At 71.5% G+C, this 25,029-nt stretch carries 21 protein-coding genes and 1 tRNA gene; 17 read left to right on the top strand and 5 right to left on the bottom strand.

The features are described 5' to 3' along the window. Positions 1 to 108: 108 nt before the first annotated feature. The 6 genes from dnaG to SROS_RS11405 all read left to right on the top strand — a co-directional run bounded on the left by dnaG (position 109) and on the right by SROS_RS11405 (position 7,668). The gene (gene dnaG / locus SROS_RS11380) at positions 109 to 1,959 is read left to right on the top strand and encodes a DNA primase (RefSeq protein WP_012889076.1); all 1,851 of its coding nucleotides are present in this window, start codon (positions 109 to 111) and stop codon (positions 1,957 to 1,959) included. Positions 1,960 to 2,144: 185 nt separating this feature from the next. Beyond that, positions 2,145 to 3,248 carry an RNA polymerase sigma factor RpoD gene (gene rpoD / locus SROS_RS11385; protein WP_425358632.1) on the top strand — a complete coding sequence of 368 codons (1,104 nt, stop codon included), beginning with the start codon at positions 2,145 to 2,147 and terminating at the stop codon, positions 3,246 to 3,248. A 176-nt stretch (positions 3,249 to 3,424) separates the two neighbouring features. Next, a complete protein-coding gene (efeO, locus tag SROS_RS11390) occupies positions 3,425 to 4,615 on the top strand; it encodes an iron uptake system protein EfeO (RefSeq protein ID WP_012889078.1) in 1,191 nt (396 codons plus the stop codon). A 20-nt stretch (positions 4,616 to 4,635) separates the two neighbouring features. Beyond that, positions 4,636 to 5,844, top strand: a complete 1,209-nt coding sequence (gene efeB, locus SROS_RS11395) for an iron uptake transporter deferrochelatase/peroxidase subunit (protein ID WP_012889079.1) — start codon at positions 4,636 to 4,638, stop codon at positions 5,842 to 5,844. Between the two features lie 67 nt (positions 5,845 to 5,911). Further along, positions 5,912 to 7,210 (top strand): MGH1-like glycoside hydrolase domain-containing protein, encoded by a 1,299-nt coding sequence (locus tag SROS_RS11400; RefSeq protein WP_012889080.1) that lies wholly within the window; start codon positions 5,912 to 5,914, stop codon positions 7,208 to 7,210. Beyond that, positions 7,207 to 7,668, top strand: a complete 462-nt coding sequence (locus SROS_RS11405) for a hypothetical protein (protein WP_012889081.1) — start codon at positions 7,207 to 7,209, stop codon at positions 7,666 to 7,668. The genes SROS_RS11400 and SROS_RS11405 overlap by 4 nt, the downstream gene beginning before the upstream one ends. A gap of 65 nt (positions 7,669 to 7,733) precedes the next feature. Here SROS_RS11405 and SROS_RS11410 read toward each other — a convergent pair whose 3' ends face one another. Next, positions 7,734 to 8,048, bottom strand: coding sequence for a YtxH domain-containing protein (locus SROS_RS11410; RefSeq protein ID WP_012889082.1), 315 nt, complete (start codon positions 8,046 to 8,048; stop codon positions 7,734 to 7,736). Between the two features lie 168 nt (positions 8,049 to 8,216). Here SROS_RS11410 and SROS_RS11415 point away from each other — a divergent pair. From SROS_RS11415 to SROS_RS11435, 5 genes are all read left to right on the top strand, one after another. Continuing rightward, positions 8,217 to 8,289: transfer RNA gene (locus SROS_RS11415), tRNA-Asn, on the top strand. A 359-nt stretch (positions 8,290 to 8,648) separates the two neighbouring features. Beyond that, complete coding sequence (locus tag SROS_RS11420; protein ID WP_012889083.1) at positions 8,649 to 9,764, top strand: nitric oxide synthase oxygenase; 1,116 nt, start codon at positions 8,649 to 8,651, stop codon at positions 9,762 to 9,764. A 69-nt stretch (positions 9,765 to 9,833) separates the two neighbouring features. Then, positions 9,834 to 10,733, top strand: coding sequence for a Gfo/Idh/MocA family protein (locus SROS_RS11425; protein WP_012889084.1), 900 nt, complete (start codon positions 9,834 to 9,836; stop codon positions 10,731 to 10,733). A 76-nt stretch (positions 10,734 to 10,809) separates the two neighbouring features. Further along, positions 10,810 to 11,826 (top strand): NAD-dependent epimerase/dehydratase family protein, encoded by a 1,017-nt coding sequence (locus SROS_RS11430; protein WP_012889085.1) that lies wholly within the window; start codon positions 10,810 to 10,812, stop codon positions 11,824 to 11,826. 49 nt (positions 11,827 to 11,875) lie between these two features. Further along, positions 11,876 to 12,898 (top strand): dihydrodipicolinate synthase family protein, encoded by a 1,023-nt coding sequence (locus tag SROS_RS11435; protein WP_043651822.1) that lies wholly within the window; start codon positions 11,876 to 11,878, stop codon positions 12,896 to 12,898. Here SROS_RS11435 and SROS_RS11440 read toward each other — a convergent pair. Beyond that, complete coding sequence (locus SROS_RS11440) at positions 12,895 to 14,100, bottom strand: response regulator (protein ID WP_012889087.1); 1,206 nt, start codon at positions 14,098 to 14,100, stop codon at positions 12,895 to 12,897. The two genes, SROS_RS11435 and SROS_RS11440, sit on opposite strands and share 4 nt — an antisense overlap. A gap of 92 nt (positions 14,101 to 14,192) precedes the next feature. Between SROS_RS11440 and SROS_RS11445 the strand changes: the two genes are divergently transcribed. The 5 genes from SROS_RS11445 to SROS_RS11465 all read left to right on the top strand — a co-directional run bounded on the left by SROS_RS11445 (position 14,193) and on the right by SROS_RS11465 (position 19,491). Continuing rightward, positions 14,193 to 15,311 (top strand): DegT/DnrJ/EryC1/StrS family aminotransferase, encoded by a 1,119-nt coding sequence (locus tag SROS_RS11445; protein ID WP_043651825.1) that lies wholly within the window; start codon positions 14,193 to 14,195, stop codon positions 15,309 to 15,311. Positions 15,312 to 15,434: 123 nt separating this feature from the next. Then, positions 15,435 to 16,685 (top strand): extracellular solute-binding protein, encoded by a 1,251-nt coding sequence (locus tag SROS_RS11450; protein ID WP_012889089.1) that lies wholly within the window; start codon positions 15,435 to 15,437, stop codon positions 16,683 to 16,685. Positions 16,686 to 16,750: 65 nt separating this feature from the next. Then, a complete protein-coding gene (locus tag SROS_RS11455) occupies positions 16,751 to 17,617 on the top strand; it encodes a carbohydrate ABC transporter permease (RefSeq protein ID WP_012889090.1) in 867 nt (288 codons plus the stop codon). Beyond that, entirely contained in the window at positions 17,614 to 18,480 is an 867-nt protein-coding gene (locus tag SROS_RS11460; RefSeq protein ID WP_012889091.1) for a carbohydrate ABC transporter permease, read from the top strand. The genes SROS_RS11455 and SROS_RS11460 overlap by 4 nt, the downstream gene beginning before the upstream one ends. Positions 18,481 to 18,489: 9 nt before the next feature. After that, positions 18,490 to 19,491, top strand: a complete 1,002-nt coding sequence (locus tag SROS_RS11465; protein WP_012889092.1) for a dihydrodipicolinate synthase family protein — start codon at positions 18,490 to 18,492, stop codon at positions 19,489 to 19,491. Positions 19,492 to 19,510: 19 nt separating this feature from the next. Here SROS_RS11465 and SROS_RS11470 read toward each other — a convergent pair whose 3' ends face one another. The 3 genes from SROS_RS11470 to SROS_RS11480 all read right to left on the bottom strand — a co-directional run bounded on the left by SROS_RS11470 (position 19,511) and on the right by SROS_RS11480 (position 22,524). Further along, positions 19,511 to 20,836: a UDP-glucose dehydrogenase family protein gene (locus SROS_RS11470; RefSeq protein ID WP_012889093.1), complete on the bottom strand. Its 1,326-nt coding sequence runs from the start codon at positions 20,834 to 20,836 to the stop codon at positions 19,511 to 19,513. Between the two features lie 174 nt (positions 20,837 to 21,010). Beyond that, the gene (locus tag SROS_RS11475) at positions 21,011 to 21,772 is read right to left on the bottom strand and encodes an amidohydrolase family protein (RefSeq protein WP_012889094.1); all 762 of its coding nucleotides are present in this window, start codon (positions 21,770 to 21,772) and stop codon (positions 21,011 to 21,013) included. Then, positions 21,769 to 22,524: an amidohydrolase family protein gene (locus tag SROS_RS11480; RefSeq protein ID WP_043651828.1), complete on the bottom strand. Its 756-nt coding sequence runs from the start codon at positions 22,522 to 22,524 to the stop codon at positions 21,769 to 21,771. The genes SROS_RS11475 and SROS_RS11480 overlap by 4 nt, the downstream gene beginning before the upstream one ends. 282 nt (positions 22,525 to 22,806) lie before the next feature. Here SROS_RS11480 and SROS_RS11485 point away from each other — a divergent pair, with 282 nt between their 5' ends. Further along, positions 22,807 to 24,831, top strand: coding sequence for a PQQ-binding-like beta-propeller repeat protein (locus SROS_RS11485; RefSeq protein WP_012889096.1), 2,025 nt, complete (start codon positions 22,807 to 22,809; stop codon positions 24,829 to 24,831). The last annotated feature ends 198 nt before the right edge of the window (positions 24,832 to 25,029 follow it).

The raw sequence follows: 25,029 nt of genomic DNA on the forward strand, positions 1-25,029 counted from the left end.
TCGGCCGTTACCTTTGTAACCGACCTTCCGATTGGTCATGGCCCGTTCCGGAAAGTCGGCTCCGCCGCCAGGCTCCGAGCTGTCGCGGGGCGCCACTAGACTCGCGGCGTGGCAGGCCGGATCAGTGACGAGGACATCGCGCTCGTGCGGGAGCGCTCACCGATCGCGGACATCGTGGGTGAGCACATCCAGCTCCGCAACGCGGGCGGCGGAAACCTGAAGGGGCTGTGTCCCTTCCATGACGAGAAGAGCCCCTCCTTCAACGTCACCCCCACCCGGGGCTACTGGTACTGCTTCGGCTGCGCCGAGGGCGGAGACGTCATCACCTTCGTCCGGCGGCTGGAGCACCTGTCGTTCGGCGAGGCCGTGGAGCGGCTGGCGAACCGGGCCGGCATCCAGCTCCGCTACGAGCAGGGCGGCTACGTCCCCGGCCGCGAGCAGGGCGAGCGGAGCCGGCTGATCGAGGCGCACCGGGCGGCGGCGGAGTTCTACGCCTCGAAGCTGTCGGCGCCGGACGCCGCGATCGGGCGCAAGTTCCTGTCGGAGCGCGGGTTCGAGCGGGTCGACGCCGAGCACTTCGGGGTGGGATACGCCCCCGCCGAGTGGGAGGCGCTCGCGCGCCACCTGATGGCCCGGGGGTTCACCAGCGCCGAGCTGATCAAGGGAGGCCTGGCCAAGGAGGGGCGGCGGGGCCCGATAGACCGGTTCCGGGGGCGGCTGGTCTGGCCCATCCGCGACATCACCGGTGACGTGATCGGTTTCGGCGCGCGGAAGCTGAACGACGCCGAAGACGGTCCGAAATACCTCAACACCCCCGAGAGCCCGCTCTACAAGAAGAGCGAGGTCCTCTACGGCGTCGACCTGGCCAAGCGGGAGATCTCCAAGCGCTCCCAGGCGGTGATCGTCGAGGGCTACACCGACGTGATGGCCTGCCACCTGTCGGGCGTGCCGACGGCGGTGGCCACCTGCGGCACGGCCTTCGGCGAGGAGCACATCAAGGTGCTGCGGCGGCTGCTGCTGGACCAGTCCGGGTCCCAGGGTGAGGTGGTCTTCACCTTCGACGGCGACGCGGCGGGGCAGAAGGCGGCGCTGCGGGCCTTCGCCGACGAGCAGAAGTTCGTCACCCAGACCTTCGTGGCCGTGCAGCCCGACGGGCTCGACCCGTGTGACCTGCGCGTACGGCAGGGCGAAGCCGCCGTGCGGGACCTGATCGCCAGCAGGGAGCCGCTGTTCGCGTTCGCGATCCGCAGCATGATCTCCCGCTACGACGTGAGCACCAACGAGGGCCGGCTCTCCGCGCTGGACGCCGCCGCGCCGATCGTGGCGGGGATCAAGGACCGGGCCCTGCGCCAGCTCTACGGTGTGGACCTCGACCGCTGGCTGGGCTTCAACAACGAGCGCTTCGTCATGGACCGGATCGCCGAGATCTCCGCCACGGCCCAGCCGCGCCAGCAGCGGCCCGCCGGGCCGCGGAAGGTCGCCGACCTCACCGACCCCGGCGTACGGACCGAGGCCGAGGTGCTGAAGCTGGCCGTGCAGCGTCCCGCGCTGCTCGGGCCCGGCTTCGACGCGATCGGCCCGGCGGCGTTCACGCTGCCCGAACACGTCGCGCTCTACAAGCTGGTCATGGACACCGGGGGCACTGCGGCGGCCGGGCACGGCGGCCGCGAGTGGGTGGACCGGCTGCTGGGCGGGGTGACCGACGCGTTGCGCGGGGTGGTCACCCGGTTCGCGGTGGAGGAGTTGCGCGCGGACGTGGCGAGCGAGGAGCGCTACGCCTCGGCCATGCTGGCCGCGCTGGAGCTCGTCTCGGTGGTCCGGGCGATCGAGCAGCTGAAGTCGCGCATGCAGCGGACCAACCCGGTCGAGGAGCAGCAGGAGTACAACCGGCTGTTCGGCGAGCTGGTCGCGCTGGAGCAGCAGCGGCGTGTGCTGAAGGAACGCGCCGCCGGAAGTTGATCGCGTAATTGGCTTTAATTTCCGTGGGCTGATTCGACCAAACCTTAATAAGGTCTCGGTTCGATAATGATCGGGGCCTTACCTTCGGTGACAAAAATAGGTCTGCCATTTTGGGGACCCAATACAGCAGACTGTGTCCCGTGGGTGCATCGGTGCTGCCAAGTGGGCCGCCATCGGTAGACCAGGTGGCCGACCTCGTTGCGAAAGGGAGAGAGCGCGGAAGCGTCACGGTCGATGACGTGGCCGCCGCTCTCGACAAATCCGAGCTGCCGTCCGACGCGCTCGAACGCGTCGTCCGCATGCTCGCCGAGCACGGAGTGGAGGTCCTCGAGCCCCAGGGCGAGGAGGAGACCACCCGCTCCGATGAGGAGGATGTCGGTAAACGCGCTCCGACCAGCGATCTTGTCCGCATATACCTGCGGGAGATCGGACGGGTGCCCCTGCTCACGGCCGAGGAGGAGGTGGAGCTCGCCAAGTCCATCGAGGCCGGGCTGTTCGCCGAGGACAAGCTGACGAGCGTCGTCTCGCGGCTGGCCTTCCCGGAGTTCAAGGAGCTGGTCTGGCAGGGCACGCGGGCCAAGCAGCGGCTGATCGAGGCCAATCTGCGGCTCGTCGTCTCGATCGCCAAAAGATATGTGGGCCGCGGGATGCTGTTCCTGGATCTGATCCAGGAGGGCAACCTCGGGCTCATCCGGGCGGTCGAGAAATTCGACTACACCAAGGGATACAAGTTCTCCACGTATGCCACATGGTGGATTCGCCAGGCGATCACGCGGGCCATCGCCGACCAGGCGCGCACCATTCGCATTCCGGTGCACATGGTCGAGACGATCAACAAGCTGGTCCGGGTGCAGCGCCAGCTCCACCAGGATCTGGGCCGCGAGCCGGCGCCCGAGGAGATCGCACTGGAGATGGACCTCCCGATCGACCGGGTGATCGAGATCCAGCGCATCGCCCAGGAGCCCGTCTCGCTGCAGTCGCCGATCGGCGAGGAGGACTCCGACCTCGGCGACTTCATCGAGGACGCGGACGCGGTCGTGCCGATGGAGGCCGCGGCCTTCATCATGCTGCAGGACCAGCTCGACGACATCCTCGCGACGCTGTCCGACCGTGAGCAGCGCATCATCCAGCTGCGCTTCGGCCTGGCCGACGGTCACCCCCGGACGCTGGAAGAGGTCGGCCGGGAGTTCGGCGTGACGCGGGAGCGCATCCGCCAGATCGAGTCCAAGACCCTGGCCAAACTCCGTCATCCGACCAGAGCTCAGATGCTCCGCGACTATCTCGACTGAGAGTCCTTACGGCGAAGGCCCCCTGGTCCACATCCCGGGGGCCTTCGCCGTTCCCGGCCCGCGGTGCCTCCCGGCCCGCCGATGGCGCCCATCACGCCGAGCCGGCGACCTGGATTGGCGGCGCGAGGTAAGGGGAAGCTAAGTTAGGGATGCCTAACTGATTGTCAGGAGCTTTCATGCCCCCCGTCATCCGTTCCGTCGCCGCCTGTGGCTTTCTCGCCGTCGCTCTCACCGCCTGCGGTTCGGCCGACGACGGCGCCACCGACGGCGGCCTGACGACCGGCAGCGGCAGTGCCGAAGGCTCGGCCACCCATGCCGCCCCGACGGGCAAGGTCACCGAGACGGTCGCCGTCGCGGCCACCGACACCACGTGCGTGGCGGCGAAGACCGCGCTTTCCGCCGGCGTCGTCGCCTTCCGGGCCAAGAACGGCGGCAAGCAGCCCACCTGGCTGTATCTCTTCCGGGCGGACAAGACCGTGGTCGGCGAGCGGGCCAACATCGCCCCCGGCGCCACCGGCGATCTGGTCGTGGAGCTCGGCGCGGGCACCTACCAGCTCGCCTGCAAGCCCAACCACGAGGGCGACGGCATCCGCCAGGAGGTCACGGTCACGGGTGAGCTCGCCGTCCAGGCCGACCCGCGCGTCACCCGCGCCGTCGAGGACTACCGGGCCTACGTCGCCACCCAGGTGGACGACACCATCGCCACGACGAAGAAGTTCGTCGCCGCGGTCAAGAAGGGCGACGTGAAGAAGGCCAAGGCCCTCTACGCCCCGAGCCGTTTCGGCTGGGAGAGCATCGAGCCGGTGGCCGAGGCGTTCGGCGACATCGACCCCAAGGTGGACCTGCGCGAGGCCGACCTGGAGGAGGGGCAGAAGTGGACCGGCTGGCACCGCCTGGAGAAGGCGCTGTGGAAGGCCCCGGACACGCTCAAGAAGGAGGCCGAGTACGGTGACATCCTCCTGGCCGACCTCGCGGAGCTCAAGGCCAGGCTGCCCAGGGCCGAGATCACTGCGAGCTCCATGGCCAACGGGGCCAAGGAGCTGCTCGACGAGGTCGCGACCGGCAAGGTGACCGGCGAGGAGGAGGCCTTCTCGCACACCGACCTGTGGGACTTCAAGGCCAACGTGGACGGCGCGCTCAAGGTCTACCAGCTCCTCACCCCGATCGTGATGGAGAAGAACCCCGGCCTCGTCACCACGCTGGACGCCGAGTTCGCCGACCTGGACAAGCTCCTGGCCGAGTACACCGAGGGCGACGGCTACGTCCCCTACACCGACCTGTCCAGGGAGCAGGTCAAGGAGCTCGCCGACGCCGTCAACGCCCTCGCTGAGCCGCTGTCCGGCCTCGCGGCGGTCGCCGCGAGCTGACCCTTACCGAAGGGGGAGAAATGCCCGATCTCAGCCGCCGCCGGCTCCTGACCGGTGCGGGCATCGTCGTGGGCGCCGGAGCCGCGGCGGCCGCCGGCGCCGGCCTGGTACGGCAGGCGCAGCCGGCGCCGGTCGAGGCCGACGCCCTCGGAGGCGCTATCCCCTTCCACGGCGCCCACCAGGCCGGGATCGCCACTCCGGTCCAGGACCGGCTGTACTTCGCCGCCTTCGACCTGAGCACCGACTCCCGCGAGAAAGTCGTGGCGATGCTGCAGGCCTGGACCGCGGCGGCCGTCCGGCTGACCGCGGCGCAGGAGGTCGGCGGCGGGGCGACGGGCGCGGAGCCGGCCCCGCCGGACGACACCGGCGAGGCCATCGGCCTGCCCGCCTCGCGGCTCACGCTGACGGTGGGCTTCGGCCCCTCGTTCTTCGACAAGCTGAAGCTGCCCGGGCCGGAGCGGCTCAAGGAGCTGCCGCACTTCCCCGCCGACAAGCTCGACCCGGCCCGCAGCGGCGGCGACGTCTGCGTGCAGGCCTGCGCCGACGACCCGCAGGTGGCGGTGCACGCCGTACGGAACCTGGTGCGCATCGGCTTCGGCACGGTGTCGGTCCGGTGGTCCCAGCTCGGCTTCGGCAAGACGTCCTCGACCACGCCGGACGCGCAGACCCCGCGCAACCTGATGGGCTTCAAGGACGGCACGAACAACATCGCCGGCACCGACCGGAAGAAGCTGGACGAGCACGTCTGGGTCGGCGACGAGGGGCCCGAGTGGATGCGCGGAGGCTCCTACCTGGTGGCCCGGCGGATCCGGATGCACATCGAGACCTGGGACCGCACCTCGCTGAAGGAGCAGGAGGACATCTTCGGCCGGACCAAGCGCGAGGGCGCCCCCTACGGCGGCACGCGCGAGCACGACCCCGTGGTCCTGGACAGGATGCCGATCGACTCCCACGTGCGGCTGGCCAGCCCGGCCTCGCTGAGCGGGGCGACGATCCTGCGACGGGGCTACTCCTTCACCGACGGCAGCGACGGCCTGGGACGGCTGGACGCGGGCCTGTTCTTCCTGGCCTACCAGCGCGACCCGGAGAAGGGGTTCATCCCGATCCAGCGTGCCCTGGCGGCCACGGACCCGCTCAACGAATACATCCAGCACGTCGGGTCGGGCGTCTTCGCCTGTCCGGGCGGGGTGCGGCCGGGCTCGTTCTGGGGTCAGGGCCTCCTGGACTGACCGCGCCTCCACCCACGGCCGGGGGGAGGCCCTGTTCTCCTGGCGCATACAGGGGCAGACTGGGCAAATGGAGGCGCGGCCCGCGGTAGACGACGCCGCGCTCGGGCGCGAGGCATGGTCCGTGCTCGACGCGAACCGGGCGGGGGCCGCCACCGTGCCCGCCCCCGGCCTCTACCCCCACCAGTGGAACTGGGACTCCACCTTCGTGGCGATCGGCCTGGCCCGGTGGGACACCCGCAGGGCGGGGGCGGAGCTGCTGGGCCTGCTGGCCGGGCAGTGGAGCACCGGCATGGTGCCGCACATCGTCTTCCGCCCGGCCCACGCCGAGGGCTACTTCCCCGGCCCCTCCGTCTGGCGCTCGCAGGAGAATCCGGCATCCCCCAACCGGCTGCCCACCTCCGGTCTGACCCAGCCGCCGCTGCACGCCCTGGCCGCCTGGTGGGTGTGGCGGCACGCGGTGGACCGCGAGGAGGCCGTCGCGCTCGTCCGACGGCTGTACCCGATGCTGGTGGCCCAGCACGCCTACCTCGCCACGGCCAGGGACCTGGGCGGGGGAGGGCTGGCCGCGATCGTGCACCCGTGGGAGTCGGGGATGGACGACAGCCCCGTGTGGGACGCCCCGGTGGGGGCGCTGCCCGCGGTCCGCTACGCGTACCGGCGCGAGGAGTCCCCCGCCTGCCATTCCGACAGCCACCAGGACCGCTACACCTGGCTGGCCCTGCGTTACCGCGACTCCGGCTACGACACCGCCTACCTGCGCGACGACCATCCGTTCGCGGTCGAGGACCCGATGTTCAACGGGATCTGGCTGGCCTCCTGCCAGGTGCTCGCCGAGCTGGCCCCGCTGGCGGGCGCCGACCCCGGGCCGCACCTGGAGGCGGCCGAGCGGATCCGCGCGGCGCTGCTGGAGCGGCTCTGGTCCGACGGCGTCTTCCGCGTCCGCGATCTGCGCAGCGGGCGGCTCAGCCCCGTCAGCACGGTCGGGTGCTTCGGGCCGATGCTCGATCCGGGCCTGCCCGCCGACAGGGTGGAGAAACTGGTGGACGTGCTGGAGTCGCCCCGGTTCATGGGCGCCGCCGGGTATCCGGTGCCGAGCTGCGAGATCCGCGCGCCGCAGTTCGACCGGTCCCGGTACTGGCGGGGGCCGTCCTGGGTGAACACCAACTGGCTGCTCCGGCTGGCGCTGGCCGTACACGGCCGGACGGACCTGGTGCGGCTGCTCGGCGCGGGCACCCTGCGCCTGGTACGGCAGGCGGGTTTCCGCGAGTGCTTCGACCCTTTCGACGGCAGCGGCCGAGGCAGCGGGGACTTCTCCTGCTCGGCCGCGCTCACCCTCGATCTGCTCGCGGATAATGTGGAGAGGTGAAGCTCTTCAACCGCATGCCCGCCGAGGTCCGCGCGGCCGTCGTCCCGCCCGACCGGGTGCTGACCTACGCCGAGGGGCCCGACGGCCATGTGATCGCCACGGACCGGGCGCTCTATCTGGGCGGCACCCGGCTGCCGTGGTTCCAGGTGGACCGCGGCGTATGGGACGAGGAGGGGCTGACGGTCGTCACCACGGCCGGGGAGGCGCACCGGGCGCTGCTGCCCGAGCCGGGGCGGATCCCCGAGGCCGTGCGGGAGCGGGTGACCGCCTCGATCGTGGTCAACCAGTACGCCCCGCTGGACGCGCGCGGCGGAGTCCGGCTGGTGGCCAGGAGGACCGACGACGACCGCATGATCTGGGAGTTCGTCTTCGACCCCGGCATGGACCCCGCCGATCCCGGCCTGCGGGCCCTGGCCGAGCAGGCGCTGGAGGAGACACGCCGCAGCTTCGGCGTCTGACCGCCCGGTCCCCGGGCACGGACGCGCGGAAGGCCCCCCGCGGGGGGCCTTCCATCGCCGGTCCCTCAGGGGTGCGGGGAGACGGCTCTGTCGTCGTCCGGCCAGCCGGTGCCCGTCTCGTCGTGTTTGGCGGTCTGCCCGCCGTTCTCCGACTGCAGGAAGGGCAGCCGGTTCTTCGCCACGTGGCTCACCTTCGTCCTGGCGACGTCGGTGACCTTCGAGACCCTCGCGCCGACCAGGCCGGCGGCCTCCTGCACCGAGGGGCTGTCGGACACCCGCTGGGCCATCCGCTTGATCTGCTCGTATCGCTCGCGCCCGGCGCGGCTCCCCAGGATGTAGCCCACCGCAAGACCCACCCCGAACATCACTCGGTAACGCATCTCCACCTCCACAGCCGTGCTCCGCCGGACCCCTACCCGCGGATCGCGAGTTCTCTCCGACCTACCCCGGTGTAGCGATGCGACACACACGCTCAGAGTGCGCTAATCTATTCCTGCGCCGCAAGGAGCGGGGGAAACTTCCCCGGCTCGGAGCGACGCAGAGCACAATCCCGTGTAGCTCAATCGGCAGAGCAGCCGGCTGTTAACCGGCAGGTTATAGGTTCGAGTCCTATCGCGGGAGCAACATCCGAAGGCCCCTGGAGCCCAGCTCCAGGGGCCTTCGGCGTCTTGTGTCCCGATTCGAAAGACAAATCATCTTCAGTCATAGAAGATGACAGACACTGCGTCATGTATCGCTATGCTCACCTGTCAAGCGAGGATGGCGCGGTTGCCGCGGAACACCAGCGATCGCAGCGGGACAAGGGCCGCTGCACAGAGGGCACCACGCCGCCCGGAACGGCTGTCTGTGCCCGTGAGCCACGCATAGGTGGTTGTTCTGTGCTGATCTGGCGGAGGTCCCGGCGCCGTGCACCGGATCTGAGCCGAGGCGTTCGACGCGCCGTGTCCACATTCCTGAAGGCGAGGGGGCCTGTTCCGGTCGTGCAAGAGATCGATGTCGCAGCGGCCGCGGACTTCCTGAGGCTGTTCCACGCCGAAAACCCGGCCGCGGGGCCGGTGGAGCCCCGCCTGCGCGAGGTACGGGCCGAGATCTACATGACGGGGACCTACACGCACACCCCCGAAGAACTCACCTTCGGCGCGCGGGTGGCCTGGCGCAACAGCTCCCGGTGCATCGGGCGGCTCTACTGGCACTCGCTGCAGGTGCGTGACCGGCGGGGGGTGAACACGGCCGAGGGCGTGGCCGTGGAGTGCGTGAACCATCTGAGGGAGGCCGCGCCCAACAACAAGGTCCGGCCGACGATCACGGTGTTCGCCCCGGACCGGCCCGGCAGGCCGGGGCCGAGGATCTGGAACGAGCAGCTGATCCGGTACGCCGGGTACGCGATGGACGACGGGTCCGTCATCGGTGACCCCCGGTACGTGGACTTCACCACGATGGTGCGCAAGCTCGGCTGGCCCGGTGGGCCCGGCTCCCACTTCGACGTGCTGCCGCTGCTCGTCTCGGCGGGGAACGGGCCGCCGCTGATGTGCACGGTGCCCGGCGACGCCGTGCTGGAGGTGCCGCTCTCCCACCCGTCCTACCGGTGGTTCGAGAGCCTCGGGCTGCGCTGGCACGCCGTACCGGCGATCTCCAACATGTGCCTGGAGATCGGCGGGATCCACTACCGGGCGGCGCCGTTCAACGGCTGGTACATGGGCAGCGAGATCGGCGCGCGCAACCTCGCCGACATCGACCGCTACGACCTGATGCCGATCATGGCCCACCTCCTCGGGCTGGACGCCACCAACGACCGCTCGCTCTGGCGCGACCACGCCCTGGTGGAGCTGAACGTGGCGGTCCTGCACTCCTTCGAGCAGGCGGGGGTGACGATGACCGACCACCACACCGAGTCCCGGCGTTTCCTGACCCACGTGGCGCGCGAGGAGAAGGCGGGGCGGGTCTGCCCGGCCGACTGGAGCTGGATCGTCCCTCCCATCTCGGGCTCGGCCACCCCGGTGTTCCACCGCTACTACGACGAGGCGGAGCTGTCGCCGAGTTTCGTCCACCATCCCGACTCCGTGGAGCGGGGACTCGGCCACTGGCCTGTCGGCTGACCCGGCCGGGGCCGAGGCCAATGCGGTCCCTGTCGTAAGGTCGGTAACCCGACTGCTCAGGAGGATGCCGTGCGCATCGCATTCGCCGGCCTGGCCACCAGCCATCCCTTCACCGACGCCCGCACCGTCGCCCGCCGCGCCGAACTGGTGGTGTGGGAGGAGGACGCCGGCCGGCTGGCGCGCTTCGCCGAGGAACACCCGGCGGCCACCGTGGTCCCCAGCCTGAAGGAGCTCCTGGCGACCGAGCCCGACGGCGTCGTCCTCACGGTGCCCACGCCGCGGACGGTGGAGGCGCTGGGACCGGTCCTGGAGACGGGAGCGCCCTGTTTCGTCAACAAGCCGGCCGCCGCCACCCGTGCGGGGCTGCGGGAGCTGGACGCGTTGATCGGGCCGGTCGCCGGGAGGGTGATGTCCGGTTCGGTGCTCCGGTTCGCCCCCGGGTTCGCGGGCCGGCGGGTCGACCCCGCGGAGGTCCTGGCGGTCCGGGCGACGGTCCGGCACGACGTGGGTCTCTGGGCCACGGGCTACAACCCCTGGCAGGACGATCCGGCCGAGGGGGGCGGCACGATGGTGACGATGGGCATCCACGGCGTGGAGCTGCTCGTCGCCCTGCTCGGCCCCGACGTGCGGCTCGTCGGCGCGGCGGGGGCGACCCGCCACTACGGCTCGCTCCGCTCGGAGGACACCGGCGTCATGGCGCTGCAGTGGGGGAACGGCGTCCCCGGCACCGTCGAGATCCTCGGGGTCACCGAGGAGGAGTCCTACACGGTGACCGTCCACACCCGCGACGCCACCGAGACGATCGTGATCCAGGGCGGGGACGACGTGCTGCGGGGCCTCGGCTACGAGGGCACGATCGAGGCGTTCCTCGCCATGGTCGGGGGAGCGCCCAGCCCCGTCCCGTGGGAGCAGACCCGCGCCATCCTCGACGTGCTGATCTCGGCGCGCGAGGCCGTCCCGCCGAGCTGACGCCGCGCCGCTCCCATTGACATCCGGAGCCTGCCGAAGTTACGGTCTGGACCGTAAATGAGAACAAGGAGGCCGGATGCGCACGCTGGCGGAACTGGACGAGCGGCTGTCACGACCGCGTGACGGGCTCGCCGACGATCTGGGCAAGCTCGACGGCGACATCATGATCCTCGGAGCCGGCGGCAAGCTGGGGCCGAGCCTGGTGCGCCTGGCGCTGCGCGGTGTGCGGGCGTCGGGGGTGCCCCGGCGGGTGATCGCGGTGTCGCGGTTCTCCGAGCCCGGGCTGGCGCAGTCGCTCCAGGAGAGCGGCGCCACGGTGGTGGCGGCCGACGTCGCCGACGAGGAGGCGCTGCGCGGCCTGCCCGACGCCGCGAACGTGGTCTTCCTGGTCGGCGCCAAGTTCGGCACCGCCGGGCGCGAGCACGCGACCTGGTTCACCAACACCTACCTGCCGGGCCGGGTGGCAGACCGGTTCCGCGGCAGCAGGATCGCGGCGCTGTCCACGGGCAACGTCTACCCCCTGGTGCCGGTCACGAGCGGTGGCAGCACCGAGGACGGCCCCACCGGCCCGGTGGGCGACTACGCGATGAGCTGCCTGGGCAGGGAGCGGGTGCTCACGCACTTCGCGGCGGAGTACGGCACGCCGCTGTCGCTGATCCGGCTCAACTACGCGGTCGAGATGCGCTACGGCGTGCTCGTCGACCTCGCGCAGAGGATCCTGGCGGACCAGCCGATCGACCTGGCCACCGGGCAGGTCAACGTGGTCTGGCAGGGCTACGCCAACGAGGTCACGCTCCGCTCGCTGCCGCTGGCCGGCGCCGAGCCGTACGTCCTCAACGTCACCGGCCCCGAGCTGGTCTCGGTACGGCAGGCGGCGGAGGCCCTCGGCGAGGCCCTCGGCAGGCGGCCGGTGTTCACCGGCGAGGAGGCCCCGACGGCGCTGCTGTCCAACGCCGCGCGCTGCCACGGGCTGTTCGGCTACCCGGATCTCACGCTCACCGAGCTGATCGGGCACACGGCGCGATGGGTGGCCGATGGCGGGCCGCTGCTTGGAAAGCCAACCAAATTCGAACGTCGTGACGGCAAGTTCTAACCGAGGGGGATGGCACGTGCTGAGCACGGCACCTGGGACGCACGCGTCCGTGCATGATCTGTTCCGGCGGGGATGTGTGATCCCGGCCCACCCGCTGGCGCTGACCGGCGAGCGCCGGCTGGACGAGCGGCGCCAACGGGCGCTGACCCGCTACTACGTCGAGGCGGGGGCGGGGGGACTGGCCGTCGGGGTGCACACGACGCAGTTCGCCATCCACGGCACCCCGCTGCTGCCCCCGGTGCTCGAACTGGCGGCCGAGACCGCCCGCGAGTACGACCGGGAGGTGCTCCTCGTGGCCGGGGCCACCGGCCCCACCGCCCAGGCCGTGGCCGAGGCCGAGCTGGCCGCGTCGCTCGGCTACCACATGGTCCTGCTCAGCCCCGCCCGGGATCTCGACGAGGACGAGCTGATCGAACGGGCGCGCGCGGTGGGGGAGGTCCTTCCCGTCATCGGCTTCTACCTCCAGCCCGCGGTGGGCGGCAGGCAGCTGTCGCGGAACTTCTGGACAGAGCTGGCCTCGATCGACGCGGTGGTCGGGATCAAGGTGGCGCCCTTCGACCGCTACCGGACGCTGGACGTCCTGCACGGCGTCTGCCGCGCGGGCCGGGAGGGCGAGGTCGCGCTCTACACGGGCAACGACGACCACATCCTCGCCGACCTCATCACCCCCCACCGGGTCGTCGTCGACGGCCGCGAGGTCGAGCTGGAGTTCGTCGGCGGGCTGCTCGGCCAGTGGGCGGTCTGGGTGCGGCGCGCGGTCGAGCTGCTGGAGGAGGCGAAGCGCGCCCGCGCCGGCGACGACGTGGCCGTGCGGCGCCTGCTGACCCTCGACGGTCATCTCACCGACGCGAACGCGGCCATCTTCGACGTGGCCGGCGGCTTCCACGGCTGCATCCCGGGCATCCACGAGGTGCTGCGGCGCCAGGGCCTGCTCGCCGGGCGCTGGTGCCTGGACCCGGCCGAGGACCTGTCGCCGGGCCAGCTCGCCGAGATCGACCGGATCTGGGCGGCCTACCCCTGGCTGCGTGACGACGACTTCGTCGCCGAGGGCCTCGACCGGTGGCTGGGCTAGAGGGTCAGCCGGTACATCGTCAGCGGACGGCCGCTCGAACCGCTGGAAAGGTTGCCGGTGCGCTCGGCGAGCCCCGACAGCTCCAGGCGGTGCAGCATCCGGCGGGCCGTCCGCTGCTGCACCCCCAGGCGCTCGGCGATCTCACGGGTGGTGAGCGGCTCGTCGCCCACGGCGGCCCGAGCCTCGATCAGCTTCTCCAGCGTCGGGACCGACAGCCCCACCCGGCGCGCGATCACGTTGAGGCTCTTGCCACCCGCCGGCGCGGCGGTGACCGATTCGAGCACGATGTCGGTGTCGGCGCGGAGCGACAGTACCGCGGCCACCTCGCCGATGCGGCGGGCGCGGGCGAGGGCGCGGCGTGCCAGGCTCTCGGCCTCCGCCGCGCTGCGCCCCAGCCCGAACCCCACCCGCACGACCTGGTTGTGGCTCGCCAGGCGCGACAGCATGGGCAGCGAGGAGAAGCCCCCCGTCGCGTCGGAGAGCGGGCCGCGCGTGGTGACGAGCAGGTGGGTGCCGCCGCGGAAGGCGGCCAGCGTGCCGCCCAGCGCGGCGGCCTCGCGCAGCAGGCCCTCCTCGCTCTCCACCTCGATCAGCCCCAGCGCGATCTGCGCGTCCTCCTGGGCCTGTCCCTCGGCCGACAGCAGGAGCTGGCGCAGGGCGACGCGGACCGAGTGGACCGACGGGGCCAGGCGCAGCACGTGCATCTCCCCGCGCAGCGCCTCGTGGACCGAGCTGAGGCAGGTGACCACGGCGTGTTCCCGGCCCCGGCGGTGGAACGCGACGGCCTTCTTCGAGCTCATCCCCTGGCGGTAGGGGAGGGTCCGGATCTCCTCGGTGGGCAGGCCCGCCTCGGCGAAGGTCGCCACGATGTCGGCGGGGGCCAGGGTGTCGATGGACAGCCGGGTCACGTCCTGCCCCTCGTGCTGGAGGCGGACGAGCGCGCTGAGCAGGGTGGCGCCGGAGTAGTCCACGAAGGAGGCCGGCCGCGACAGCACGTCGGCGTCGCGTGCAAGCATGTAGGGCACGATGCCGGTGAAGAGCCATCCCTCGACCGACGCGGCGTGGGCCTCCACGATCGCGGGCGCCTGCGACTCGTGGTCGTAGTCCAGCCGCAAGGCGCTCACCCCCAGCTGCTCCTCGCAGGTGGCGGCCACCTCGTCAACCAGATCATGGGGGCCGACGACTCCGATGACGATGCCCACCCAGGCCTCTCCATTCCCTATTACGGTCAAGACCGCTTTGTGGTCTGACCCTACCTTTTGTGAGGTGCTCGTTGGCTCTGACATTTCCCAGCATGGCCGGATCGGACGGACGGACACTCGGCGACGAGGAGGTGGCGGCCGCGGAACGGGTGATCCGTTCCGGGATGCTCAGCTCCGTGTGGGGGACCGAGGCGCGAGCGCTGGAGCGTGAGATGGCGGAGCTGTACGGCTCCCGCCACGCCATCGCCTGCAGCTCCGGCACCGCGGCCCTCCATCTGGCCGTCGTGGCCGCCGCGCCCGACCCCGGAGACGAGATCATCACGACCCCGCTGACCGACTTCGGCACGGTGGCCCCTATCTTGGCGCAGAACGCCGTCCCTGTCTTCGCAGACGTCGATCCGGTGACCGGGAATCTCGATCCCGGCGCGGTGGAGGCGCTCATCGGCCCGCGCACCCGCGCGATCATGGCCGTCCACCTGTTCGGCGCCCCGGCCCGGACGGCCGAGCTGCGTGCCCTGGCCGACGAGCACGGCCTGACCCTGATCGAGGACTGCGCCCAGGCGTGGCTGGCCACGTCGCCCGGCGGGCACCCGGTCGGCACGGTGGGGCAGGTCGGCTGTTTCAGCCTCCAGCAGTGGAAGCACATCACCTGCGGCGACGGCGGCCTGGTGATCACCGATGACGACCGGCTGGCCCACACGATGCGGCTCTTCGCCGACAAGGGCTGGGACAGGGCCGTCGGCCGCCATCATGTGAGCTTCGGGCTCAACTACCGCATGACCGAGCTGCAGGCGGCGGTCGCCCGCGCCCAGCTCGTGAAGCTGCCCGGGGTGGTCGAGGCCCGCAGGCGCACCGCCGCGCGGCTGCTGAAGGCCCTGGACGGGCTGGACGGGGTCCGCCTGCCGGACCCCGAGGGGCATGCCTGGTGGCTGTTCCCGCTGGTGCTGCCCGGCGGGGGAGCACCGGAGCTGGCCGAGCGCCTGGCCGGCGCCGGGATCCCCGCCAGGGCCGGTTACCTGGTCGAGCCACTCAACCGGGCCCCGGTGTGGGACGGGCCCGTCTACGGCACCTCGCGCTTCCCGCTGGACGGTCCGCCCGCGCCGTGTCCCGAGGCCGAACGCCTGGTGGCGGAGAACCTGCTGGTCATCGACTGGAACGAGCACTACACCGACGAGCACGTCGACGCGGTGGCCGCCGGGTTCGGCCGGTGATCACCCATCGGGTACCGGCCTTGGCCGTTAGTTACGTTCGTATTTCAGGCATTGACCCGCCTTTCACCAGGTGACTAGGTTTCGGTCTAGACCGGTATTAGCAATAAGGAAAGGAAGGCGCCGATGAGGAAGGTCGCCGCTGCCGGCCTCGCGGCCGCCCTGGGAGTCGTGCTCGCCGGATGTGGATCCGGCTCCGACTCCGGGTCGGGCAAGAGCACGGTCACCATGTGGATGTATCCCGTCATCTCCGACCAGGCCAAGAGCCAGGCGTTCTGGGCCAAGGTCGAGAAGGGCTTCGAGACGGCGAACCCCGCCGTCGACCTCAAGATCGACCTGCAGCCCTGGGAGGGCCGCCAGGAGAAGGTCACGACGGCGCTGGCCGCCAAGAAGGGCTTCGACCTGGTCGTCCTCGGCCCCGACCAGATCCCGCAGTACGCCCAGCAGGGCTCGCTCGTCGCGCTCGACGATCTCGTGGCCCCCGCCAAGTCGGCCTACCTGCCCGCGGCGCTGAACGCCCTGACGGTGGACGGCAAGCTGTACGGCGTGCCGATCTACCAGACGATCACGGCGCCGATCTACAACAAGAAGGCCTTCGCCGACGCCGGGGTCTCCGAGGTGCCCGGCACCTGGGCCGCGCTCAAGGAGGCCGCGCCCAAGCTGGCGGCCAAGAAGGTCGCCGTCCTGGACTACCCGGGGGCTCCCGAGATCAGCCTCAACCAGAGCTTCTACCCGATGCTGTGGTCCAACGGCGGCAGCGTGTTCGCCCAGAACGGCAAGTCCGTCGCCTTCAACGGCCCGGAGGGCGTGGCGGCCCTGCAGCTCCTGCTCGACCTCAAGGCCGCCGGCGGGATCCCCGAGAACGCCGCGACCAAGACCAACGAGATCGAGGGCGGCCCGCTGGCGTCCGGCAAGACCGCCATGTACCACGCGGCGACCGCGCTCCAGGCGGTCCAGCTCGGTGCCGCGATCGGCGCCGAGAACGTCGGGATCGGGCTGCCGCTGGAGGGCAGCAAGCGCGTGGCGTTCGGCATCCCCGGCGGGCTGGTGCTGGCCAAGCACTCCCCCCAGCAGGCCGAGGCCAGGAAGTTCGCCGAGTATCTCTCCTCGCCCGAGGTGGCGGCCGACCTCGCCAAGGAGTCCGGCTTCTTCCCCGCGCGCACCGACGCGACCGTGCCGGGGCAGTCGCCGGAGGCCACGGAGTTCGCCAAGTCGCTGGAGTTCGCCTTCCCCGGTGACACCCACCCCAAGGCCCGGCAGGTGATGGCGCTGATCACGCCGCACATCCAGGCGGCGCTGCTCGGCAAGGAGGACGCGAAGACGGCTCTTGACGCGGCCGCGCAGGAGGCCAACACGCTGCTGGCCAGCGGCGGCTGAGCCCAACCATGCATCTCCCCGCCGTGCCGTACACGGCGGGGAGGTCCGACTGAGAGGTGTGACCTGTGCGACAGCGGTTGCGAGATCCCATGACGGGGCTGCTGTTCGTCCTGCCGATGCTGGTGCTCTTCGTGATCTTCCGGTTCGTCCCCACGCTGGGGGCGGCGGGCATGAGCCTGACGGACTACAAGGTCAGCGGAGAATGGAGCTTCGTCGGGGTCGACAACTACGCCAGGCTCCTGGACGATCCGCTCTTCCTGGCCAGCCTGCGCACCACGCTGCTCTACGTGGCGGTCTACGTCCCGCTGACCATGCTGGTCTCCCTCGGCACCGCCCTGATGCTCAACGCGGCGATCCACGCGAAGGGGCTGTTCCGCGGGATGCTGTTCCTGCCCTACGTGACGAGCTTCGTGCTGGCCGGGGTGATCTGGCGCTGGATCTACGAGTTCGACGGCCTGCTGAACGGGCTGCTGGCCAAGGTGGACCTGGGCCCGGTCGGATTCCTGGAGCAGTCCTCGCTGGTGCTGCCCGCCCTGGCGGTGGTCTCGGTCTGGAAGGGGTTCGGCTACTCCATGCTGATCCTGCTCGCCGGCCTGAAGTCCATTCCCGGCTCCTACCTGGAGGCGGCCCGCGTCGACGGGGCGAACGCCTGGCAGCGCTTCCGCCGGATCACGCTGCCGCTGCTGCGGCCCGCCCTGTTCTTCGTCCTGATCATCGAGACCATCGGGGCCTTCCAGACCTTCGACACCATCTACGTGATGACCGGAGGGGGGCCGGCCCGGGCCAGCTACACCCTCATCTACGGCCTCTACGAACAGGGCTTCAAGTTCTTCGACTTCGGCTACGCGGCGACCCTGGGCATGGTGCTGTTCGCGGTGGTCCTGATCGTCTCGCTGATCCAGCGCCGTCTGCTCGACCGGGGGACCTCATGACGATCACCGCCTCCCGCCCCACCGCCACGGCGAAGAAGACGGCGCTCCCCGCGCGGCGCCCTACGTTCGGGAAGTGGCCGCTGACGGTCCTGCTCGGCCTGGTCTCGATCCTCACGGTCAGCCCGTTCCTGGTGATGCTCGTGGTGGCGCTCTCGCCCGCGGGCAGCCCGACGGTGCCCGCGCAGTGGCCCTCTGAGCTGACCTTCGACAACCTCGCGCGGACACTGTCGGCCTCCGGGTTCCTCGGGTGGACGATGAACTCGCTGATCTACGCGCTCGTCTCCGTGGTGATCATCCTGATCACGGCGTCGATGGCGGGCTACGCCTTCGCCAAGAAGCGCTTCCCCGGCCGGGACGCCCTGCTGTGGGCCTTCCTCGCGACGATGATGGTGCCCTTCCAGGCCACGCTGATCCCGACGTTCGTGCTGGTCTCCGACCTGGGCGGGATCGACACCTACTGGGGCCTGATCGTCCCCACGCTCGCCAGCTCCCAGGCCGTCTTCCTGATGCGCCAGTTCATCAAGGACCTGCCGGACGAGCTGTTCGACGCGGCCCGGGTGGACGGCGCCTCCGAGTGGCTGGTCTACTGGCGGATCGTCTTGCCGCTCACCAAGCCGATCCTCGCCACGCTGGGGGTCTTCGTCTTCCTGTGGCACTGGAACGACTTCCTGTGGCCGCTCGTCGCCGCGCAGGGCGACGCGATGCGCACGCTGACGGTCGGCCTGACCACGCTGCGGGGCGAGGAGGTCCCGCTGGCCGTGCTGATGGCCTCCGCGACGATCTCGGTGCTGCCCTGCCTGCTCGTCTTCGCCCTGCTCCAGCGCTACCTGGTCAACAGCATCGCCATGACCGGCCTGAAATAAGCTCGCCGGATGGACATCGATTCACGGGCGGCGGAGCTGCGCGACCGGCTGCGCGGCACTCTGGTCGCGGCGGCGGCCACCCCCATGACCGCGGCCGGTGAGGTGGACCTCGACCTGGTCGGCGACTACCTGGCCGGCCTGGTCGCCGACGGGGCCGGCGGCCTGGCCGTGCTCGCGCACACCGGACGCGGCCCCTTCCTCGCGCCGGAGGTCCGCGCGGGCGTGATCGGCAGGGCCGTCGCGACGGGCGTGCCGGTGATCGTGGGCGTCGGCGGCTCACCCGGTACGGCGAACCCGTCCGGTACGGGAGACCCGTCCGGTACGGGGGGCTCCTCCGATACGGCCGGCCCGTCCGGTTCCGGTGCGGTGGGGCACGCCGGCGGGGCCGTCGACCGGATGGTGGCCGAGGCCCGGGTCGCGGCCGGCCTCGGCGCGGACGCCGTCATGGTCTTCCCCTCCGACGACCCCTGGACCGCCCACGACGCGATCTGGCGCGCGACCGGCCTGCCGATGATCGCCTTCGACCTCTACGTCAGGCCCTACCCGCCCGGCGTCCTGCGCCGGCTGGTCGGCCACCCCGGGGTGGCCGGGCTGAAGACGGCGCTGCTGTCGGACGCGATGGGCTGCCAGGAGGCGATCGCCGTCACCCGCGAGGCGGGCAGGCTCCCCATCACGGGCGAGGACCGGATGTTCGGCCCGTCGCTGCTGTGGGGGGCCGAGGCCGCCCTGGTGGGCATCGCCGCGGCGGCGGTGGAGGTCACGGCGGAGGTGATGACCGCCTTCGCCGGCTCCGACCTGCGCGGGTTCGAACGGGCGTCCGCGCGGCTCGACCGGCTCGCCGCCGCCACCTTCACCGAGCCGATGGAGGGCTACGTCCAGCGCATGCTCTGGCTGGCCGCCGCCGAGGGGCGGATCCCGGACAGCCACGCCCACGACCCGTACGGCCCGGACCTGGCGGAGGACCGGGCGCTCCTGGCGCCTTTCGCGACCGGTGCCGCCCGGACCTCCTGAGGCCGGGCGGCGAGGCCTGCTACGGGCGCTGGGGCTTGCGGCCGAGCTGCCAGACCTCCCAGCCGGCGGCGAGCCACGGACCGGGCTCGACGGCGTTGCGCACGTCCACCAGCACCCGGCGGCGCACCAGGCCGGCCGCGTCCTCGGGGAGCTTGGGGTCGGCGGTGAGCTCCGGCCACTCCGTGGCGAGCACGACGAGCTCGGCACCGGAGACGGCCTGCTCCGCGGTGTCGGCGTAGGTGAATTCCGGGTGCAGCGCGCGGGCGGCGGCGAGAGCTTCGGGGTCGTAGATGACCGGTACCGCGCCGCGCTCGGCCAGCCGCACGGCCAGACGCAGGGCGGGCGAGTCGCGCACGTCGCTGGTGCCCGCCTTGAACGCCGCTCCGAGGAGCGCGACGCGACCGCTGATCGGGCCGCCGTGCGCCTTCTCGATCAGCTCGACTGCCGCCAGGGGCCGGCCGGCGTTGACCGACTCGACGGCCGCCAGGAGCCCGTGCGCGTGCTGGGCACCCAGCTCGCCGACGCGGTGCGTGAAGGCCGCCACGTCCTTGGGCAGGCACCCGCCGCCGTAGCCGATGCCCGGTCGCATCCCGCCGGGCCCGATCCGCTTGTCGAGGCCGATCGCATGGGCGACCGTGTTCACGTCCGCGCCGACGAACTCGCACACCTCGGCCATCGCGTTGATGAATGAGATCTTGGTGGTCAGGAACGCGTTCGCGGCCGACTTGATCACCTCTGCCGTGGGCGGGTCCGTGAGGATCAACGCCACCCCGCGGTCGAGGATCTGCGCGTACACCTCCTCGATCGCCGCGCGGGCCCGCGGGGAGGTCAGTCCGGCCACGATCCGGTCGGGGAACAGGGAGTCCTGCACGGCGTAGCCCTCGCGCAGGAATTCCGGGTTCCAGACCAGGTCCACGCCGGGAACCTGCGCGCCGGCGTCGATGACCTCCTGGATCCGGGCGACGGTGCCGACCGTCACGGTGCTCTTGCCGACGATCGTGGCCGGCCTGTGCAGCAGCGGGACCAGCGACCGCACCGCGCCGATCACCTGGGACACGTCGTAGCCGCGCCCGTCCTCGCGCAGCGGCGTGCCGACCGCGATGAAATGCAGGTCGGCGAAGCTCGCGGCCTCGGCCAGGTCGGTGGTGAAGCGGAGCCGGCCGGAGGAGGTGTGCCGGACCAGCAACTCCTCGAAATCCGCCTCGTAGAAGGGTGCCGTACCGGCGCTGAGAGCCCTGCACTTGTCGGGGTCCAGCTCGACACCGATCACCTCGTGGCCGAGTTCCGCCATCGCGGCGGCGTGCGGAGCGCCGAGGTGGCCGCAACCGATCACGGATACACGCATGACTGTCCTTGTCGTTGGAGCCTCGGGCGCCCTCCGGGTGCGCCCGAAACGACGTTATCGCGTGATGATCTACGGGCTGGTTGATTTCGGAAGTGTTGGTCGCCACGGGGGAGTGATCTCTTCCCGGTCCCGGGCCCGGGACCGGGACCGGGGCGGGCGTCGCCGCGCGGACCCCTACCGTTCCGGGGGCACCGGCGGGGAGCCGTGACCGGGCGGGATCTTGATACCGAACAGGTCGGCGGCGTTGCGCCAGGCGACCCGCTCGGCGGTCTCGCCGGTGAGCCCGGCCGCCGCGACCGCGCCGAACGCGGAGGCGGGGTCGATCAACGTGGCGTCGGTGCCGAAGAGCAGCTGCCGGGCGTCGACGGCGGCGGCGACCTCGGCGAACCGGCCGGCGGGCGCGTGGGACCAGCAGGGTTCGAGGTGGAGGCGGTCGCAGGCGCGGGCCGCCTCGATCGCGTGCCGCCACCCGGTCGCCCCCATGTGGCCCGCGATCGCCCGCAGGCCGGGCAGGTCGAGACACGCCTGCGCGAGGTCCAGCACGGAGGAGTCCCAGGTGTGCACGAGCGCGGGGCAGTCCAGCTCGGCCAGCATGGCCAGCGCCTCACGCATCTGGGGGGAGGTCACGGGTGACCCGGTGTAGTCGGTGTGGATCTTGGCGCCGACGAACCGGCCGGTCGGCAGGTACTCGCGCAGGTCCCGCTCGGCGTCGGCGAGCCGCCGGGGGTTGACCGTCACGTAGCCGTAGAGCCGGTCCGTGCGCTCCAGGACGGAGGCGAGTGCCCGGTTGCCGGAGGGGGCGTCGTAGATGACCGCCTCGGTGGCGGACACCACGGCCAGGTCGATGCCGTAGCGGTCCATGACCGCGAGGTTCACCTCCGCCACGTCCATGGTGAAGAACCACGGTCCCCAGTGGGCGTGCACATCGATGATCATGACTGTGCCTCCAGGCCGAGCAGGCGGCGGGCGTTGCCGCCCGCGACGCCCGCCACCTCGGCGGGCGTGAGCCCGCTGGTGGCCAGGCGCAGCAGGGGCACGAGCGGCTCGGAGAGGGGGGTGCGCGAGCCGTACAGGAGGCGCTCGGCGCCGACGTGCCCGGCGGCGGTCTCCAGCGCGTCGGGGGAGTTGAGCAGCCGGGTGGAGGTGTGGAAACCGGGCTCGTCGGCGGCCGTCACGAGGAAGTCGCCGAGGTGGTAGAAGTGCGTGTCCAGGAACACCACCCGGGCGCCGAGCCCGGCGAAAGGACGCCAGAAGCGCCGCACGTCCCCGCCGGTGAGGATGGCCAGCCCGAGACCGGTCGCCCGCCGCGCGACGTGCCGTACCGAGGGGAAGTCCGCCTCGACGCCCTGCTCGTCGGGGAAGAGCCGGACCGCGCGCGCTCCGGCGCCCGCGAGCCGTTCCAGCTCCCCGCCCGCGCCGACCGGGTCGCGGAGGTCGACGACGCCGACCGGGAGCAGCTCGGGGTGGTCCAGTGCGAGGATCTCGTCGTTGCCGGAGCGCACGTCGAACAGCGCGGCGCGCAGCCCGGCCACCGCGCCGGCCGTGGTCCGGTGCCGGGCGAGCGTCTCGCGCACCCCGTCCGGGGTGCCGGGCGGGCCGTCGCGGTCGGGGTAGGCGCCGACGAGTACGTCGACGTCGAGGGTCACCGTGAGGTCCCCGATCAGGCCCTCCGCGTCGAAAGCTGTCATGCCGGCAACGGTCCGTTCTCCCAGTTTTCCATAGCGGTCTTGACCATAATTGCCTTTCTTGCGTTCCACAAGCATCAAACCAGGGAAAGACTGTTGACAGCGGATGCTCAAAAAATTACGGTCGGGGCCCAAATCGAACAACAATGAACTCGCGGCACGGCGGCGGCGCGCTCCTGAGCGTGCCGCCCCGCGGACCCGAGCCGCCCCCGGCCGCGCGAGCCCGCCTCGCCGCGACCTCCCGCCCATCGAGCGAGACCCCCCACCCACTGAGGAGGTACGGCCATGCCGCGTCCCCATCCGGCGCGCTGGATCGTTCTGACCGTCCTGACCGCTCTCGCCCTCGCCCTGCCGCTCACGTCCCCGGTCCAGGCCGCCGCGGCGTCCTCCGGCGCGCCCCCGGCGCGCTGTGCCGGCCCCGGCGTCCAGACCTTCGGCCCGGCCACGACCACCGGCGCCATCGTCGGCGCCGTCCTGCACGGAGGCCGCGGCTACGTGGTCACCCGCGGCCTGAAGCCGCCGATCGTCGCCGAGTTCGACCTCGTCACCCGCAAGGTGGTCCGGTCCGTCCCGCTGCCCGACGGTCCCGCCGACGGCGAGCCCGAGGGCGCGTGGGCCATGACCGTGTCCGGCGGGAAGATCTACATCGGCACCTACCCGGTGCCTGACCTGTACCGGTTCGACCCCGCGACCGGTGAGGTCGAGCACCTGCACTCGTTCGGCCGCAAGGGCGGGTTCGTGTGGAGCCTGACCACGGCGCCCGACGGCACGATCTACGCCGGCACCTACAGCGACGGCCGGGTGTGGGAGTACTCGCCGGCCACCGGCGCGGTGCGCAACTACGGTGTCCTCGCGGCCGGCGAGCGCTACGTCCGCTCGATCGCCGCGGACGCCGCCAACGTCTACGCCGGCCTGCTCGACAAGGGCAAGCTGCTGGCGATCGGCCGGGCGGACGGGGTCGTCCGCGACATCACCCCGGCCGGGCTCGGAGCCAAGCCCGCGGGATTCGGCGTGCTGGCCGACTACGGCGACCGGCTGCTGGCCGGGAGCGGCACCTTCCTCGTCGACGTGCGCAAGGACGGGAGCGACGCCCGGGTCCTCGACCTCGGCGTGACCAGCCTGGACGCGATCACCGTCGCGGCCGACGGCACGGCCTACCTCTCCTCCCGGCCCTACGGCGCGATCTACCGCTACCGCACGGGCGACACCGCCCTCACCGAGATCGGCACCCCTCCCTCGCCGGGTGACGAGCACCGCGCGCTCGCCCTGACCGACGAGCACACGCTCGTCGGCTTCGCCGGCAGCGGCGGCGTGTGGTCGATGGACCTGCGCACCGGCACGTCGGAGTTCACCGAGCTGCTCGACGCCGGGATCCCCGCGGGGCCGGAGCGGCCGCAGTCCATCCTGCTCGACCCGCGCAAGGCGCTCTACGTCGCCGGCCACTGGGCCGTCGAGGTCCGCGACCTGCGGACCGGGGCCCACCGCAGGATCCGGGTACCGGGCGAGCCCAAGGCCATGCTGCTCCGCAACCACAAGATCTACGCCGCGCTCTACCCGAGCGGGCAGATCATCGAGCTCGACCCCCGCAACGACCGGATCCGGAGCCTCGGCTACCTCGGGCACGGGCAGAAACGGCCCTGGGACATGGAGTACGACCCGCGTAGCGGGCTGCTGCTCATCGCCTCGGCGCCCCTCGGCGCGGACCTGTCGGGCGCGCTCACGCTGCTCGACCCGGACACCGGGAAGATGGACGTCTACCACGACGTCGTCCCGGACCAGAGCCTGATGAGCCTCACCGTCGACCGCGGGATCGCCTACCTCGGAGCCGACGTGCTGGGCGGGGGCGGCACGCCGCCCACCCGGAGCGCGGCGGCCGTGGCGGCCTTCGACCTGCGCACCCGGAAGGTGCTCTGGCAGGTCACGCCCGTCCCCGGCAACCGTACGATCCAGGACGTCATCGTCCACCGCGGCCTGCTGTACGGCGTTTTCAAGCGCAACGCGGGCTGGTTCGTCATGGACCTCGCCACCCGCACGGTGACCCGGCAGGGTCCCCTGACCGGGTACGGCGAGCTGTACGTCCACCGGGGAAAGGTGTTCGCCTCCACCTACTTCGGCGGCGGCAACGTCCACCAGCTCGGCCCGGACCTCGCCGAGCCCAAGCTCGTCGCCACCGGGCTGGGGGACGAGTGGTACACCAACCCGCAGCTGGCCTTCGAGCCGCACTCGTGGAACGCCTGGACGCTCGTCGGCCGTGACCTGGCACTGGTCCGCCTGGACCCGGGCTGCCCCGCCCTGGACGTCACACCGTGAGCCCGCGCGCGACGACGGCCGCCGCCGTGACACGGCGGTAGCGCCGGCGGGCCGCGCCTCCGCGCCGTCGTGTCACGGCGGCCGGATCCCCGCGCCGTCGTGTCACGGCGGCCGGATCCCTACGCCGTCCTGTCACGGCGGCCGGATCTCCACGCCGTCGTGGCCACGGCACGCTCTGTGGCCACGGCGGCCGGATCT

Source organism: Streptosporangium roseum DSM 43021, from assembly GCF_000024865.1.
GTDB classification, from domain to species: domain Bacteria; phylum Actinomycetota; class Actinomycetes; order Streptosporangiales; family Streptosporangiaceae; genus Streptosporangium; species Streptosporangium roseum.